Genomic DNA, 14629 nt, shown 5'->3' with positions numbered 1-14629 from the left:
CTGAACAGATTCAGACAGACTTGCTGTGGCGGCTTGCATCGCAGAAGTTGGTACCTGATCGGCATGAAGAGTCTTCTGAGACTGGGTGAGCGAACCGATCACATCAACGCAAGTTACACAGATTGAGCTATAAACCTGCATCTCAACACTTTTAAATCACAGAGCATCTATGAACCGCGCAGAACTCGTTGAAATCCTCGCCTCCAAGAACGACCTGTCCAAGGCAGCCGCCAATGCCGTACTGGAAACGCTGATCGACACCATTCAGACTGCAGTCAAGAAGGGCGATGCTGTCCAACTCGTGGGATTTGGTACTTTCAAATCTGCGAAGCGTGCAGCACGCACAGGCAAGAATCCTTCCACTGGCGCCGCCCTGAAGATTCCGGCAACCACAGTGCCTAAGTTTGTCGCAGGTGCGAAGTTCAAGGCCGTGGTGGACCCGAAAGCAGCCAAGCGCAAGGCAGAGAAGGCAGGCAAATAAATCTCTGCCGCATTGCTAGCGATATGCAACCGCCAATGCCTAGCCACATTGGCGGTTTTTTATTGCCCGGCAGCCTAGGCAAGTCTCATGTGAGGTTGCCCCTGAAAAGTGGAGTTCTTGACCCTTGTTGAAAATACCGACAAGGAGTTGAGCAACGAGTGACAAGCAAGTGCGTGCGCAGTACACGCGGGAGTTCAAACTGGAGGCTGTTCGGCAGGTGCGAGCTGGCCAGGCGATTGCGGTGGTGGCCAAGGTGCTGGGCATTCCCAAGGCCAGTCTGGGCAACTGGGTGCGACTGTCATCCAAGGGAGAGCTGGACGACGTTGGCAGCGCCGACAAGGCGACCAAAGTCTCGCCCGAGCAGATGGAGATTGCCCGGCTGCGCGCCGAGAATGCTCGCCTTCGCATGGAGCGCGACATCGCAAAAAAAGCCGCGGCGTACTTCGCGCAGGACACGCTGCGAGGTACGCCTGGATTGACCAAATGAAGTACCGTTACCCGGTGAGCGTGTCCTGCGGGGTGCTGGAGGTCAGCGCCAGCGGGTACTTCAACGGACTGCGCCGGCGAGAGGATGGTCATGGCCGACTCCACAGCGATGAAGCCCTGCTGGCGCACATCCGTGCCATCCACGCCGAGGTCAAGGGCAAATACGGCTGGCCACGCATGCACAAGGAGCTTGTGGCCCGAGGCATCCGGGTGGGCAAAGACCGGGTTCGCAAGCTCATGCAGCAGCATGGCATCAAGGCCAAAACGAAGCGCAAGTTCGTGGTCACCACCGACAGCCGCCACAGCCTGCCGGTGGCACCTGACCTGCTGCAGCGGCGCTTCAACCCTGAAGCTCCCAACCAGCTCTGGAGTGGCGACATCACCTACATCCAAACCGACGAAGGCTGGCTGTATCTGGCCGCCGTCATCGACCTGTTTAGCCGCCAGGTGGTGGGCTGGAGCCTGCAGTCGCACATGCAGGCCAGCCTGGTCAAGGACGCGCTGACCATGGCGTGGTGGCGTCGCCGGCCACAACCCGGTCTGATATTCCATAGCGGCCGGGGCAGCCAGTATTGCAGCCACGAGGTCCAGGGCGCACTGAAGGACTGGGGCATGCGTTCATCGATGAGCAGGAAGGGCAACTGCTGGGACAACGCACCGACGGAAAGCTTCTGGGGGCGGCTGAAAACAGCCAGCGTACATGGGTGCAAATTCGCTACCCGTGAGCAAGCCAGGCAGGGCGTGATGGACTGGATGGCCTTCTACAATCACCGCAGGTTGCATTCCTCGCTGGGCTACCTCAGCCCGATGCAGTACGAACAACGCTGGTACGAGGCACAGCGTAAAAAGGCCGCGTGAATCGTGGGTTAAGAAATACACGAAACAGGGGCAAGGTCATCCCCGCCCTGAAGAAAGTCAAGCTCGGCAAAGCGAGCTGGCGAATCCTGGGACAACTCTGCCAGCTAGCCAATAGCCCATCGGGCCTCCAACCTCCGAAGAAGGGGCCGCCTCAGGCCGCCGCAGCGGTCACCGGCAAGCGCACACTGGACGGCGCGGCAGCGCCTGCAACCAGTTCCCCCAGCAGGTCTGCAGTCGCAGCGCTGAGGGTCCATCCCAAGTGTCCATGGCCGGTGTTGTAGAAAACGTTGGCCTGGCGGCCACGGCCTACCTTCGGCATGCATGTCAGGCATCATCGGACGCAAACCAGCCCAAGGCACGACCTGCCGGGTAGACACTCCAGGGAAGCACTGCTGCACCCAGTCCACCAACGGCCGGATGCGATCAGCGCGGATGTCGCGGTTGACGCCATTGAACTCGGCGGTGCCTGCCACCCTGAAGCGGTCTTCACCCAAACGGCTGGTCACCAGCTTGGTCTCGTCGTCCAGCAGGCTGACCGTGGGTGCAGCTCGGCGGCTGGCCTCATCCAGCAAATTCACGGTGATGGAATAGCCCTTGACGGGGTACACATTCACCCGGTCGCCCAGTTGGCTGGCCAAAGCACGGCTGCCAACACCGGCACAAACCACGACGCCGTCATAGCTCTGCTCTGTGACGCCCTCGGGCCCTTTCAGTTCGATACGGGCTTCGCTGCCGTTGCTGCGCACCGACAGCACGTCCTGGCCGTACAGGCAGTTCACGCCCAGGCGCTCACAAGCCTGCGCCAAGCCCTGTGTGAACCGATGAATGTCACCGGTGGAATCACTCTCGGTGTAGTAGCCGCCGTAGTAGCTACCCGCCAGCGTGGGCTCGATGGCCGACATCTCCTGCGGCGTCACGGCCCGGCGCTCCAGACCTCCGGCGGCCAGCAGTTTCGAGACGCGTCCAGCGTGCTCAAAGCCCTTGCGGTCGCGGTAGATGTGCAAGATGCCTTCGCGCCGGTGGTCAAACGCAATACCCTCGGCCTCAGCCCAGACGAACAAGTGCTCGCGCGCGGCGATGGCCAGTCGGGCTGTCTCGACGGTGTTGGCTTCGTAGCGCGGAATGCTGGCGATGAACTCGGCGAACCAAGAGATCTTGTGCCAGCTGGGCCGTGGGTTGACCAGCAACGGCGCATCACTGCGCAGCATCCACTTCAAGCCTTTGACCAGGGTTGAGGGATGCGTCCAGGTTTCGGCATTGGAGGCAGAAAGCTGGCCACCATTGGCAAACGATGTTTCCATCGCGGCATAGCGGTGCCGCTCCAGCAAGGTGACGGTGAAGCCGCGGCGGGCAAGGGCGTAGGCAGTGGTAACGCCAGTGATACCACCGCCGATAACGGCAAGACTCTTCATGGAAATACTCCAAACGTCGAGGGAAGACGAGGCCTGCAGCACACCATGCACGGCAGGCGCCCCCTCTGTTTGGAGCCTGAGAGATTCACCCAGCAACGCGTGCGTAGTGGGCTTGCTCCTGCGGCGGTTTCGGCGGACGAGGCCAAAACACTCTTCAGAGTTGTTGCAGCGAACCGGTCCTTTTGCCTGAGAGTTTCCGGGGCGGTTGCTCCTTCGGCGCCGCGACATGCGCGGTCTCTCCCGGTTCGTGCGAGGTGTACAGACTAGCAGAGCTGTGCAGTCAGCAAAAGGGGGACAACCCTAGAGCCCCATGCATAGACGCCCGACCAAAGCATTTGACGGCCAGGAGTACTGGCTGCGCAACGGGCATTACAAAAAATCGAAGCCATTCAGAAGCAGGCCTTCAACATCTTCAGCTGCCAGACCGCATCAGCCCGCGAGCCTGCAGCGTACCCCCCGCGTCCACGAGGAAGCCCTCTCCCATGGCAGGGTAGGCCCCCGTCAGACCGATCATGGTCACTTGGTGCGTGACCCACACCTCCAGCGAGCCCGAGGGGAACTGCCGTAGACGCCTGCGCAGCATCTGGAGCTGCGGCGCTTGCTGGTCTTGTATAGCAAAAGTGGAGTTCAGTGCGAGCCAGTCTTCATGACGGCCAAAGGCCAGCCGGGCTGTGTCTTGGCAACGGCACCACTGGCTGCTCAACACCGCCCGGGGCTCCAACCCATGCTGCCTAAACCAGGCACCGATGTCCACAGCCTCAGCCCGGCCGGCTTCGGACAAATTGCGCTGTGAACTGCATTGACCCAAGGTAAAGCCTGGCGGATCGCCCACCCCCGGCTCGGTACTGGTGTGGCGAATCAGCAGTACACCGCCCTCACGCGCCATCATGGCAAGAGACGGCGCCGATGGCGCTCCAAAGGCGGTACGCCCCAGAACACACAAACCCGACCCGATCAGCCATGCGCGTCGATCCATTTTTTCATGCTCCAGCGTTGGGGCCTCAAAACGACCTGGCATCGCCGATCCGCATCTGCCTGATTGAGGGCCCGTCTCAGGACTGGATACCAACCGACCATATTTTTCCGTCAGGGGAGCCGCAAATCCATACCAAGCTTCCAGGAAAGGCCGAACGTTAAGGCCAACACACACAAGCGCCAGTATGAAGATGGCGAAAAACTTGCTACCCCTGCGTATCAGGGCGCGCCTATCCATCACCTTCTTGCCCTGGTCGTAATGCCACTTGATGGCAAAAAACATGCAGGCGCCAAAGATAAGAACCTTGAACGTCAGGAAAGCTACCGGAACCCAATCAATCATTCTGAGAAACTCCAATGGTTCGCACCAAATAACCTCATCAACAGCGAGCTCGCATCCATGCGCCCCTGCGTCCTGCTCTGCCAGAGCGCGGACACGCTAGATTCGTGAACTCACCAGCGACACCTTGTTGCTGCCTAATAGCGACAGCGCAGCAAATAGCGTTCGTTAGCGGAATGCTTCCAACAGCAAGTTCCGCTTGCGGACTGCACGGTCTGCCTGAACCGTCAAGACTCCTACAGTGCGAAACAGCCTTTCGGCTCAGTGAACCCGTAGCACCTCAAACTGCTGTTGGTGGGGAGAGACCTGTATCGAGACCTCATCACCTTCGCATTTACCCAGCATGGCCTTGCCCAAAGGTGCTTCGCTACTAATGACCTGAACGAGGTGAGCCCCGCTCACCAACTTCATACTGCCGCCTTCCGGACCGAGAAAAAGCTGCAGCTGCTGCTTATCGTTTGCATCGACCAAGCAAACCAGCGCACCGATTTGTATGCCTTGATTGGCGTCATAGGGGCGCGGATGGAACTGGCGCCAATGGGCCATCGCATGGCGGATGGCTTCTGCGCGTCGAGCTTGGCTCGGTCGCAAGGTAAGCGGCTTCGAGCCCCAACGTGTCGTATTTGTTCTCGGCGATGTTTTCTTCGTGGGTCGCCGCCTCATGGGCCACTCGCACTGCCTCTTCAACCTCCAGCAGGTCCTCGGCTAGTCGCTCCAGCACTTGCTGCCGCAGCAAGAATTTATCCATGATGAAAGATAGGCATCTCAAACAAGCGAAGGCAACTCGTAATTATGAAGGGCTCCGCCCGCCGTTGATACTTGGGCTGGCAGACTGGGATGGAAACGCTTCTGTTATCCCAAAGGCTGAACATTAACTTTGGGCGACTGCTTCAATGACGCAAGCTCGAGACTTCGAACAGAGTGCAGCTCCATCAATGCTGCGCATTGCGCCAGCGATGTCTCATCGATGTTGAAGCAGGGATGATGACGCGGGTACTAGGAGCTGGCTCCTTTTTACAGAGATCCTGCTGTCACCCAAGTGAGCCACTCGCGGTGCCAGCCGGGCGCACAACGGCCACATCTCAAGTTAGGCGCAAAACTTGCATGGTCTTCCAAATGCCGACCTATCACGCCCACCTAAGACTTATCCGGTACCCGTCCAACGTGGCGTCCCGATACCCATGAGCTGGCGCGCCTGCTTGGAGCTGCACTACAGCTTGGAATCGGCGCGCACCGTTGCCCGCTATCGCCATGACGGGCCGCTGCGCGTGCTGCGGAGCCTCTACCCCGAGGGCGACACCGTTTGCCACAACGTACTGGTCCATCCGCCGGGCGGTCTGGTGGGGGGCGACACGGTGGAGACCCAGGTTTCGGTGGCGCCCGGCGCGCACGGTCTCGTCACCACACCCGGCGCCACCCGTTTCTACCGCTCGTTGGGCGAGCCGGCCCGTCAGCGCGTGCACGCCCGGCTGGAGGCTGGCGCACGGCTGGAGTGGCTGCCGCTGGAGGCCCTGGCCTATAACCAATGCCAAGCTGAGAACTGTGCGGTGTTTGATCTTGCCCCAGGTGCCGAACTGCTGGGCTGGGATATCACCGCGCTAGGCCTGCCCGCGGCAGACCAGCCTTTTGCGGAGGGCTGCTTCACGCAGCATCTGGAGGTGCCGGGCGTCTGGCTGGAGCAGGGCCGCATCGCGGCCGACGACCTTCGGCTGCTCAATAGCCCGCTGGGCCTGGCCGGCCAGCGCTGCCTGGCCACGCTTTTCTTCATAGCAGGTACGCCCATCGAGCGCCAGCGCCGCGACGTCGCGCTCGACGCTGTGCGCCGGGTGATCGACGCGCATCCCTTGCGGCTCAGCGCCGGCGCTACCAGCCCGCATCCACAGGTGCTGGTGCTGCGGGTACTGGCACCGCTGGTTGAACCGGTACTGGAACTGTTGCGCCCGGCCCGTGCAGCGTGGCGCCAGGCACTATGGCAGATGGACGCTGTGGCACCTAGGGTCTGGGCAACCTGAGCTTGTAGCGGCACGATGCGACCGATGGAGCTCTGGACTCCCCGGCTCAGGCGTCCTGCAGCAGGCTGCTCGCGATCGCTGCTGCCGCCGTTCGCGTTTCCACCCCGAGCTTCTCGAAGATGTGCTCCAGGTGTTTGTTCACCGTGCGCGGGCTCATGCCGAGGATGTCGGCGATGTCGCGATTGGTCTTGCCCTTGGCGAGCCAGGAGAGCACCTCAGTCTCACGCGGTGTGAGGACTGCATCACTCAGGCGTTTGTGTGCTGCATTCACTGCGGGACCGCCCTGGCGCAACAGGATCATGGTCTCGCCCGGGCCGGTCTGCCCTAGGTATTGGGCCTGCAACTGGCTGCCGTTGGGCAGCGGGGTTAGCGTCTCGCCCTGCGTGATGGCAGCCTGCAGCCAGCCCTTTAGCGGCGTCGCGTCGTCCTGCGGGCCCAGCGCTTCTTCCAGCCAGTGCATGGCCTGCGGCGAACGCCAGGCGATGCGCCCCTGGCTGTCGAGCAACACTACACCGAGTCCGGCCACATCCACCGCCTCGCGAGCCAGTCGGCTGACATGCGCATTGCGCAGATGCGTGGCCAAGCGTGCGAGCACCTCGGGAATCTTCAGCGGCTTGACCACATAGTCCACTCCGCCACTGGCAAACCCTTCAACGATTTGTTCAGTCTCGGCCAAGCCAGTCATGAAGATCACCGGTACGTGGGCCCAGGAGGGTTCGGACTTGAGGCGGCGGCACAGAGCAAAACCGTTCTCGCCCGGCATGATGGCGTCAAGCAGCACTGCGTCGGGCACGGCCATCTCGAAACGTTCCAGCGCCTCGATGGCGTCGCGCGCCACCAGCACGGTGTAGCCTTCGATTGCCAGCGCATCGCAAAGCATGCGCAGGGTGTCGGGCGCGTCGTCCACCACCAGCACGACGCTGGAGACTGCAGGCGGCATGACGGGTTCAGCTTTCATCTTCGGTTTCTTTCAGGCGTTCGATCAGGGCAGAGAAATCAAAACGGTCCACGTGCACCGTCAGGCTTTGCAGCACTTCCGCAATCGCCGGCTCCTGCTCGGCACTGCTGCGCAGCAGGCCACGCAAGCCACTGGCGTTGCCCATGCGAGCCAGGCCGATCAGACGGTGGCGCAGTTCATCTGGCAGCGGCAACTTGTCTGCCGACTCCCGCTTCACCGATGGGACTTCAGGGGTGTGCGGCAGGTTGCTCTCGTGCACCCACTCCAGCTGCAGGACCCGCGCCAGCAGGTCCAGCAGCTCGGACTCGATCACTGGCTTGCTCACGAAACCCTGGCAGCCAACGGCTTCCAGCAGCTCGGGTCGGTTCTCGAACGGGTCAGCCGAGACGAAGATGATCGGCAAGTCAGGCCCAACATTGCTGCGGATGAGTTGCGCGGTCTGCCAGCCGTTGAGGTCGTCCATGTTGATGTCGAGCAGTACCGCATCGAGCCGGTGCTGCTGCAAGATCTCCAGGCATTCGCGGCCGCTGGCTGCCTCGCGCATGATGAAGCCCAGCGGCAGCAGCAGGCTGGCCAGCAGCTGCCGCTGGATGGGCTGGTCGTCCACCACGAGCAAGGTGCGGCGAGGGTCGAGGTAGCCGACGATGGGACGCAGGTGGCGCAGGGTGCGTGCGACCGGAGCCTTGATCTCGCGCAAATACAGGCGCACGCTGAAGGTGCTGCCCTGGCCCACGGCGCTGCGCAGTGTGAGCTCACCGCCCATGAGGCTGGTGAGCAGACTGGTAATGGTCAGGCCCAGGCCGGTTCCCGCTTCGCTGGCACGCCGTCCGGCGCTGCCGCGCTCGAAGGGCTGGAAGATGCGCTCCTGGTCTTGCGGTGCGATGCCGATGCCAGTGTCTTCCACCTCGAAGCGCACCACTTCGTGTCGGCAGTCCACGCGCAGCACGACAGCACCCCGGTTGGTGAAGCGCACGGCGTTGCCCAGCAGGTTGATGAGGATCTGGCGCAGGCGCTTGGCGTCGGCCTGCACCCAAGCGGGTACGCGGCCCTGGGTTTCGAGGCGGAACGCGAGGCCCTTGCCCTCGGCCTGGGGTTGCACCATGCGCGCCAGTTCGGAGAGGAATTCCTGGAAGGGCAGCGGCGCTGGGTCCAGCCTCAGGCGGCCTGCCTCGATGCGGGCCAGGTCCAGCAGGCCGTCGATCAGTGCGTGCATGTGCTGGCCGCTTTGCTGGATGGTCGTGACGGCCTCGCGCGCGCTGCCCTGAAGCTCGCCGCTGCGCAGCAGGATTTGCGAATAGCCCAGGATGCTGTTGAGGGGCGTGCGCAGCTCGTGCGTCATACCGGCCACGTAGCGCGTCTTGGCCTGACTCGCGTTCTCGGCCACCTCCTTGGCGCTTTGCAGCGCGGCGTCGGTGCGCTGGTGGGCGTCGATTTCCTTTTGCAGCAACTGGGTCTGTCGCTCAGATTCGTCGTGCGCCATGCGCCGGCTTTCGTTGGCCAGCACCAGCCACCAGGCCCACACTGCGGCCAGTAAAGCAAGCAGCGAAAACACCTTGACAAAGGGGCCACGCAACGCGTCGGGCGGCGCGGTCAGGCTCTCCTGCATGTAGACCACACCCAGCACAAAGGCCATGACGGCGCAAAGGGAGAGGAAGACCGTGAAGTACTGGCCGACGCGGAAGTTGAAGCGGTTGTTCAGGCTGGGGGGCAGGATGGCTGCGAGCGCGGCGCGCACCTGGTCAGCCGCGCGCGCCTGGGTCTTGCAGCGATCATGGCAGCGTGATTCGAGCGAACAGCACAGCGAGCAGATCGGCGCACCGTAGGCCGGGCAGGCGGCCATGTCGGTGCTCTCAAACGGATTTTCGCAGACGCTGCAGCGCACGAGTTCACCGACCTGCCAGGGCGAAGGATCGCGGCGCGCAAGGTAGTAGCGTCCCCGGGTGGCCCAGGCCAGCAGCGGCGCCGTGACCATGGCGGTGAAGAGCGCGATGAAGGGCGCGAAGGCGGCCGCGTATTCGCCCAGCCAGCCAAAGTGGGCCACGACCGCGAGCACCACGGCCAGTCCCATCGCACCCAGGCCCACGGGGTTGATGTCGTAGAGGTAAGCGCGGCGGAACTCCACGCCCTTGGGACTCAGGCCCAGCGGCTTGCTGATGACCAGGTCCGCGACCAGCGCGCCCACCCAGGCGATGGCCACGTTGGCGTACAGGCCCAGCACGCGCTCGAGCGCGCCGAAGACGCCCAGCGTCATGAGCAGCATGGCGATGATGACGTTGAACACCAGCCAGACCACCCGGCCCGGGTGGCTGCGCGTGAGCCGCGCGAAGAAGTTGCTCCATGCCAGTGAGCCGGCATAGGCGTTGGTGACGTTGATCTTGACCTGCGAGATCACCACGAACAGCACCGTGAGCAGCAGCGCAGCCGTGGGGTCGCTCAGCGAGCGCAGGTAGCCCACCAGGTACATCTGCGTGGGTTCGGCCGCGTGCAGCGGCGATGTGCCGTACTGCAGCGCGACGAAGGCCAGAAAAGCCCCGCCCAGCATCTTGAGCATGCCCGGCAAGATCCAGCCCGGGCCTGCCACGAGCACTGCGCCCCACCAGCGCCAGCGGTTGGCCGGGGTGCGCGCAGGCATGAAGCGCAGGTAGTCCACCTGCTCGCCGATCTGCAGCACGAGCGCGAAGGTCACCGCAGCGGCGGCGCCGAACATCAGCGGCTCAAAGTCGCTGCTGCCCGAGGTCAGGCCGGACAGGCCGGTGAACTGCACGTAGAAATCGGGCTGGGCCAGCGCGAACCATGCGAAGGGCCACAGCAACAGCACCACCCACAGCGGCTGGGTCCAGGTCTGCAGGCGGGAGATGAACGTGATTCCGTGCAGCACCATGGGGATGATGACCAGCGAGGACAGCACGTAGCACCACACCAGCGGCCAGTCCAGCACCAGCTGCAGCGCCAGCGCCATGATGGCCGCCTCCAGGGCGAAGAAGATGAAGGTGAAGCTGGCGTAGATGAGCGAGGTGACGGTAGAGCCCAGGTAGCCGAAGCCAGCGCCGCGCGTGAGCAGGTCCATGTCCAGCCCGTAACGTGCCGCATAGACGGCGATGGGCAGACCCGTGAGGAAGGTGACCAGCCCCATGACCAGGATGGCCCAGAGCGCGTTGGAAAAGCCGTAGTTCAGCGCGATGGCGCCGCCGATGGCCTCCAGCGCCAGAAAGGACACGCCGCCAAGGGCGGTGTTGGCCACGCGCAGCTCGCTCCATTTCCGTGCACTCTGGGGCGTGTAGCGCAGCGCGTAGTCCTCCAACGTCTCGTTGGCTACCCAGGAGTTGTAGTCGCGGCGGATGCGAAAGATCTTTTGTGGTGCGTTGTTCATGCGTGCGCTTTTTTGGTGCATGCGCTGTCAATACCAGTGCATACGCAAGAACCGTACTCAGCGATGTGCGCAGCCCGCGTACGTCAATTGACGTATGGGCCGTGGAAAGGGTTGTCCCTAATCTCAAGGCCGTGGTGACGCCGTGTCGCCCAGCACCTCCCGCAGGTGTTCTTGGTTCCCAACTCTTCTCTTCAGGAGTGCCCCATGAAAGACCAGACCGATCCGTCCCTGCTCCACCCGTCTGCTGCCGCCGACCTGCAGCGCCGCCGCCTTCTCCAGGCCATGGGCGCCATGTCCGTGGTCGGTCTGCCCGGCATAGCCATGGCCCAGCAGTTCCCTACCGCCAAGGTCAACACGACCAAGCTTGCCGTGACCGACACCGAAGTGGTGGTGGGCCAGTTGCACTCGTCTTCCGGCACCATGGCCATCTCTGAAACCGGCTCGATCCAGGCCGAACAGCTGGCCATTGACCAGATTAACGCCATGGGCGGCATCCTGGGCCGCAAGATCCGCGTCATCAAGGAAGACGGCGCTTCCGACTGGCCGACCTTCGCCGAAAAATCGAAGAAGCTGCTGGTCAACGACCACGTGGCCGCAGTCTTCGGCTGCTGGACCAGCGCCTCGCGCAAGGCCGTGCTGCCGATCTTCGAGAAGGAAAACGGCCTGCTCTACTACCCGACCTTCTACGAAGGCCTGGAGCAGAGCAAGAACGTGATCTACACCGGCCAGGAAGCCACGCAGCAGATCATCTACGGCCTGGACTGGGGCGCGAAGGAGAAGAAGGCCAAGACCTTCTTCCTGGTGGGCTCGGACTACATCTGGCCGCGTACCTCGATGAAGATCGCGCGCAAGCACATCGAGAGCGTGGCCAAACTGGGCAAGGTGGTTGGCGAGGAGTACTACCCGCTGGGCAACACCAACTTCAACTCACTGATCAACAAGATCAAGGTGGCCAAGCCGGACTGCATCTTCGCAGCCGTGGTGGGCGGCTCCAACGTGGCGTTCTACAAGCAGCTGAAGGCCGCCGGCATCACTGGCGACAAGCAGTTCCTGCTGACGCTGTCGGTCACCGAAGACGAGATGACGGGCGTGGGCGGCGAAAACTTTGCCGGCTTCTACAGCTCGATGAAGTACTTCCAGACCCTGGACAACGAGAACAACAAGAAGTTCGTCGAAGCCTTCAAGGCCAAGTACGGCAAGGACGCCGTCATCGGCGACGTCACGCAGGCAGGCTACCTGGGTCCCTGGCTGTGGAAAGCCGCCGTCGAGAAGGCGGGCAGTTTCGACGTTGACAAGGTGGTGGCCGCCTCGCCAGGCATCGAGCTCAAAACCGCACCCGAAGGCTATGTCAAGGTGCACCAGAACCACCACCTGTGGAGCAAGTCGCGCATCGCCATGGGCAACAAGGACGGCACCTTCAAGGTGGTGGCCGAGTCGCCCAACCTGATCGAGCCCGATCCGTTCCCGAAGGGCTATCAGTAAGCAGGAATCCCCGCGAGGGGGTGCCAGTGGCGGCCATGGTTTCAGCAACGGATGGCCGCCACCCTTCTTCTCAGACAGACAGGTGACGCCATGGAATTTTCGGAAATGCTCAACATCGCCCTCATGCAGGGCTTCGCAGGACTCAGTCTGTTCTCGGTGCTGCTGCTCATGGGCCTGGGCCTAGCCATCATCTTCGGCCAGATGGGCGTGATCAACATGGCCCACGGCGAGTTCATGACCATCGGCGCCTACACGGTCTTTCTCTTTTCCACGCTGACAGAGAAGTTCGCACCCGGCTTTATGCCCTACTACTTCCCGCTGTCCATCGGTGTGGCCTTCATCTTGGCCTTCATCGCCGGCTGGCTGGTGGAATGGGGGCTGATCCGCTTTCTCTACAAGCGCCCGCTGGACACGCTGCTGGCCACCTGGGGCCTGAGCCTGGCCATTCAGCAGGTGTTCCGTTCAGCCATCGGACCCAAGGAAGTCAGCCCTGCGCTGCCCGAATGGCTCATGGGCTCTTGGGCTCCGGCCCCGGGGTTGGACATTCCGATCAACGGCCTGTTTGTGCTGGGCCTCACGCTGCTGGTCACCTGCGGCGTTTTGCTTGCCCTCTACAAGAGCCGCTGGGGCCTGCGGGTGCGCGCCACGGTGAGCAACCGCACCATGGCCAACGCCATCGGCATCAACACCAGCAAGACCGACCGCCTGACCTTCGCCATCGGTTGCGGCATCGCTGGTGTGGCGGGGGCAGCCTTCACCACCATCGGCTCCACGGGGCCGACCAGCGGCTCGCTCTACATCGTCGATTCCTTCCTGGTGGTGACTTTTGGTGGCGCCGCCAGCCTGCTGGGCACAGTGGCATCCGCCTTCGGCATCGCGCAGACGCAGTCCATCAGCGAGTTCTTCATCAGTGGCTCCATGGCCAAGGTGCTCACGTTGTCGCTGATCGTCGTGATTCTGATGATCCGCCCGCAGGGCCTGTTCGCCAGCAAGGTGCGCCGCTGATCCTGCCCTCAATTCTGGAGTCCTACCATGAACAAGTTCACCGCATGGATCAACAGCAAGGGGCTGAGCAGCGTGCTCATCCTCGCCGTCGTGCTGCTGGTCCTCTTCCCGCTCGCCTTCGACATCTTCCGTCTCAACCTGGTGGGCAAGTACCTGACCTACGCCTTCGTGGCGCTCGGTCTGGTCATGCTCTGGGGCTACGGCGGCGTGCTGAGCCTGGGCCAGGGGGTTTTCTTCGGCCTGGGCGGCTATGCCATGGCCATGTTCCTCAAGCTGGAGGCTTCCGACCCCGAGAGCACCAAGATCCAGTCCACGCCCGGTATTCCAGACTTCATGGACTGGAACCAGCTCACAGAGCTTCCCCTGTGGTGGCAGCCCTTCGAACACCTGCCCTTCGCGATGATTGCCGTTGTCGCCATTCCCACGCTGCTGGCTTTCATCATCGGTTATGCCATGTTCAAGCGACGCGTGGGCGGTGTGTACTTCGCCATCATCACCCAGGCGGTAGCGCTGATCCTCACGGTGCTCATCATCGGCCAGCAGGGCTACACGGGTGGCGTTAACGGTATGACCGACCTCAAGACGCTGCTGGGCTGGGACATCCGCACCGACAGCGCCAAGTACATCCTCTACTACCTCTGCGCCCTGATGCTGCTGGGCAGCATCGCACTGTGCCTTTGGGTGCAGAAGAGCAAGCTGGGCACCCTGCTGCTGGCCATGCGCGACAAGGAAGACCGGGTGCGCTTCTCGGGCTACGACGTGGCCATGTTCAAGGTCTTCGTGTTCTGCCTGGCGGCCGCGCTGTCCGGTATCGGTGGGGCGCTGTTCACGCTGCAGGTGGGCTTCATGTCGCCGTCTTTCGTGGGCATCGTTCCCTCGATCGAGATGGTGATCTACGCCGCCGTGGGCGGGCGCATGAGCCTGGTGGGCGCGGTCTACGGCGCACTGCTGGTGAACTTCGGCAAGACCTACTTCTCCGAGAGCTTCCCCGACCTCTGGCTGTTCCTGATGGCCGGGCTGTTCATCGGCGTGACCATGGCCTTCCCCGACGGGCTGGCTGGTGTGTGGGAGAAGAAAGTCAAACCCTGGTGGGCGCGCAAGCAGGCCGAACGCCTGGCCATCCGCGCGGCCGTAGCGCGCGATGCTGCCACGCCGGCGACCCCCACTGACGACATCAACGCGCCGAGCACTGTGCGTCCGCTGCATGCCACCCCCACGGGCCAGAACGCCTGAAATCCCAGGAGTCCATC

Annotated in this window: 10 protein-coding genes, 2 pseudogenes and 1 riboswitch; of the genes and pseudogenes, 6 read left to right on the top strand and 6 right to left on the bottom strand. The window is 62.6% G+C overall.

Going from position 1 to position 14629, the window contains the following annotated elements; genetic code table 11:
* Positions 1-169 precede the first annotated feature (169 nt).
* The gene (locus PQV96_RS03775; RefSeq protein WP_066698437.1) at positions 170-481 is read left to right on the top strand and encodes an HU family DNA-binding protein; all 312 of its coding nucleotides are present in this window, start codon (positions 170-172) and stop codon (positions 479-481) included.
* A 169-nt stretch (positions 482-650) separates the two neighbouring features.
* Positions 651-1825 (top strand): IS3 family transposase gene (locus PQV96_RS03770; protein WP_273624661.1). Its coding sequence is split into 2 segments (ribosomal slippage): positions 651-903 and positions 903-1825, totalling 1176 coding nucleotides; the frame shifts between segments, so codons are not numbered across the junction.
* Positions 1826-1929: 104 nt separating this feature from the next.
* Here PQV96_RS03770 and PQV96_RS03765 read toward each other — a convergent pair.
* The 4 genes and pseudogenes from PQV96_RS03765 to PQV96_RS03750 form a co-directional block, all read right to left on the bottom strand.
* Positions 1930-3237: a D-amino acid dehydrogenase gene (locus PQV96_RS03765; RefSeq protein WP_420482182.1), complete on the bottom strand. Its 1308-nt coding sequence runs from the start codon at positions 3235-3237 to the stop codon at positions 1930-1932.
* A gap of 164 nt (positions 3238-3401) precedes the next feature.
* A riboswitch (glycine riboswitch) is annotated at positions 3402-3490 on the bottom strand.
* Positions 3491-3649: 159 nt separating this feature from the next.
* Complete coding sequence (locus PQV96_RS03760) at positions 3650-4213, bottom strand: histidine phosphatase family protein (RefSeq protein WP_273624660.1); 564 nt, start codon at positions 4211-4213, stop codon at positions 3650-3652.
* A gap of 110 nt (positions 4214-4323) precedes the next feature.
* A pseudogene (locus PQV96_RS03755) lies at positions 4324-4555 on the bottom strand (hypothetical protein).
* A 258-nt stretch (positions 4556-4813) separates the two neighbouring features.
* A pseudogene (locus PQV96_RS03750) lies at positions 4814-5300 on the bottom strand (GreA/GreB family elongation factor).
* Between the two features lie 433 nt (positions 5301-5733).
* On the opposite strand from PQV96_RS03750, the gene PQV96_RS03745 reads away from it, so the two are divergent.
* The gene (locus tag PQV96_RS03745) at positions 5734-6564 is read left to right on the top strand and encodes an urease accessory protein UreD (protein WP_273624658.1); all 831 of its coding nucleotides are present in this window, start codon (positions 5734-5736) and stop codon (positions 6562-6564) included.
* A gap of 46 nt (positions 6565-6610) precedes the next feature.
* On the opposite strand, the gene PQV96_RS03740 is transcribed toward PQV96_RS03745, so the two are convergent.
* The gene (locus PQV96_RS03740) at positions 6611-7522 is read right to left on the bottom strand and encodes a response regulator transcription factor (protein ID WP_273624656.1); all 912 of its coding nucleotides are present in this window, start codon (positions 7520-7522) and stop codon (positions 6611-6613) included.
* Entirely contained in the window at positions 7512-10892 is a 3381-nt protein-coding gene (locus tag PQV96_RS03735; protein WP_273624655.1) for a hybrid sensor histidine kinase/response regulator, read from the bottom strand. Before PQV96_RS03735 ends, PQV96_RS03740 begins: the two co-directional genes overlap by 11 nt.
* Before the next feature lie 204 nt (positions 10893-11096).
* Between PQV96_RS03735 and urtA the strand changes: the two genes are divergently transcribed.
* The 3 genes from urtA to urtC all read left to right on the top strand — a co-directional run bounded on the left by urtA (position 11097) and on the right by urtC (position 14612).
* Positions 11097-12374 carry an urea ABC transporter substrate-binding protein gene (gene urtA, locus PQV96_RS03730; protein WP_066698459.1) on the top strand — a complete coding sequence of 426 codons (1278 nt, stop codon included), beginning with the start codon at positions 11097-11099 and terminating at the stop codon, positions 12372-12374.
* Positions 12375-12464: 90 nt separating this feature from the next.
* On the top strand, positions 12465-13379 hold the full coding sequence (gene urtB / locus PQV96_RS03725; RefSeq protein WP_044397003.1) for an urea ABC transporter permease subunit UrtB: 915 nt from the start codon (positions 12465-12467) through the stop codon (positions 13377-13379).
* A 27-nt stretch (positions 13380-13406) separates the two neighbouring features.
* On the top strand, positions 13407-14612 hold the full coding sequence (urtC, locus tag PQV96_RS03720) for an urea ABC transporter permease subunit UrtC (RefSeq protein ID WP_273624654.1): 1206 nt from the start codon (positions 13407-13409) through the stop codon (positions 14610-14612).
* Positions 14613-14629 lie beyond the last annotated feature (17 nt).

It is taken from the genome of Acidovorax temperans (assembly GCF_028596105.1).
Taxonomy (GTDB): domain Bacteria; phylum Pseudomonadota; class Gammaproteobacteria; order Burkholderiales; family Burkholderiaceae_C; genus Acidovorax; species Acidovorax temperans.
This window is presented reverse-complemented; position numbering and strand designations above follow the sequence as displayed.

Coding starts and splice junctions, on each gene's coding strand:
- PQV96_RS03760 (WP_273624660.1), bottom strand. CDS start 4,213: ATGGATCGACGCGCATGGCTGATCGGGTCGGGTTTGTGTGTTCTGGGG.
- PQV96_RS03740 (WP_273624656.1), bottom strand. CDS start 7,522: ATGAAAGCTGAACCCGTCATGCCGCCTGCAGTCTCCAGCGTCGTGCTG.
- PQV96_RS03735 (WP_273624655.1), bottom strand. CDS start 10,892: ATGAACAACGCACCACAAAAGATCTTTCGCATCCGCCGCGACTACAAC.
- PQV96_RS03775 (WP_066698437.1), top strand. CDS start 170: ATGAACCGCGCAGAACTCGTTGAAATCCTCGCCTCCAAGAACGACCTG.
- urtC (WP_273624654.1), top strand. CDS start 13,407: ATGAACAAGTTCACCGCATGGATCAACAGCAAGGGGCTGAGCAGCGTG.
- PQV96_RS03745 (WP_273624658.1), top strand. CDS start 5,734: ATGAGCTGGCGCGCCTGCTTGGAGCTGCACTACAGCTTGGAATCGGCG.
- PQV96_RS03765 (WP_420482182.1), bottom strand. CDS start 3,237: ATGAAGAGTCTTGCCGTTATCGGCGGTGGTATCACTGGCGTTACCACT.
- urtA (WP_066698459.1), top strand. CDS start 11,097: ATGAAAGACCAGACCGATCCGTCCCTGCTCCACCCGTCTGCTGCCGCC.
- urtB (WP_044397003.1), top strand. CDS start 12,465: ATGGAATTTTCGGAAATGCTCAACATCGCCCTCATGCAGGGCTTCGCA.